The sequence below is a fragment of the Mesorhizobium sp. M1E.F.Ca.ET.063.01.1.1 genome (genome assembly GCF_003998155.1).
Lineage (GTDB): Bacteria > Pseudomonadota > Alphaproteobacteria > Rhizobiales > Rhizobiaceae > Mesorhizobium.
This window is the reverse complement of sequence record NZ_RZSC01001327.1, coordinates 1-860: the sequence shown is the minus strand read 5'-3', so window position 1 is coordinate 860 and position 860 is coordinate 1. Positions and strand designations below refer to the sequence as shown.

At 59.3% G+C, this 860-nt stretch carries 2 protein-coding genes; one reads left to right on the top strand and one right to left on the bottom strand.

Annotated elements, in window-relative coordinates; all coding sequences use genetic code 11:
* Positions 1-264: NAD-binding protein (locus EOA29_RS38315; RefSeq protein WP_148669398.1), on the top strand; the 264-nt coding region annotated here is incomplete at its 5' end.
* A 263-nt stretch (positions 265-527) separates the two neighbouring features.
* Here the strand turns inward: EOA29_RS38315 and EOA29_RS38310 are convergent.
* Positions 528-860: cytochrome c oxidase assembly factor Coa1 family protein (locus tag EOA29_RS38310; RefSeq protein ID WP_245468786.1), on the bottom strand; the 333-nt coding region annotated here is incomplete at its 5' end.

The window sequence follows — 860 nt, the reverse complement described above, 5'->3', positions numbered from 1 at the left end:
GGCCAATGCTGGTCGCTCACCACCTACTGCCCGGTGCCAGGTCCCGTTCCGGCTTCACCCGCGAACCGCGACTACAAGCCGGGCTTTGCCGCTGCGCTGATGCTGAAGGACCTGAAACTGTCGCAGGAAGCCGCGCAGGGCGCAGGCGCAGTGACGCCTTTGGGCGCCGAGGCGACGCAGCTCTACGCGCTGTTCAACGCCCAAGGGAATGCTGGCGCCGATTTTTCCGGCATTATTAATTTCCTGCGCGGCGATCGAACCTAAGCTACTGCTTTCAAAGGATTATTAGTGCCATTCTTTGACAGACAGCCGGCAAATTTAGATTTGCTTAAGGTCTCGATAACTCACCGGTAACGATGTGCCTTTAAAACGGACTGCGAGGCGTACATCGCAACCGCCCGGCGCTCCGGATCAGGTCTCGCGTACCGGAGCCCGTAAGTTTCGCAAGTCGCTCGTAGCGAAACGCCATGCGTATCTGGCAAAGCCGCGTTCCCCTTGGAGCGCGGTTTTTGCGTTTTGCGGTGCAGCTATATCCCGATCGCCGCGTTCGGGATCGGCACGTGATCTTCATTCTTCAGCACGATCGGCGCATCGACGCCGTCGATCCGCACCACGAGCAGACGCATGCTCCATTGGCCGGCGTTGCGGACAAGGTGCGAGAACACGGTTCCCTTGCCCCTGGCGCCATGGATCGGAATGCCGAATTGGGCATCTCCCGTCCCGCTCGCTTCGACATTGATGTGGCCCCCGATCCAGAAATTGTCGGTCATATCGTCGCCAATGGCTGCTTTCACGCGCTCGTCCGCGCGGATGACATCCATGGTCATCCGATAGGCGTCGTTGCCTTTCAGGATATAGGG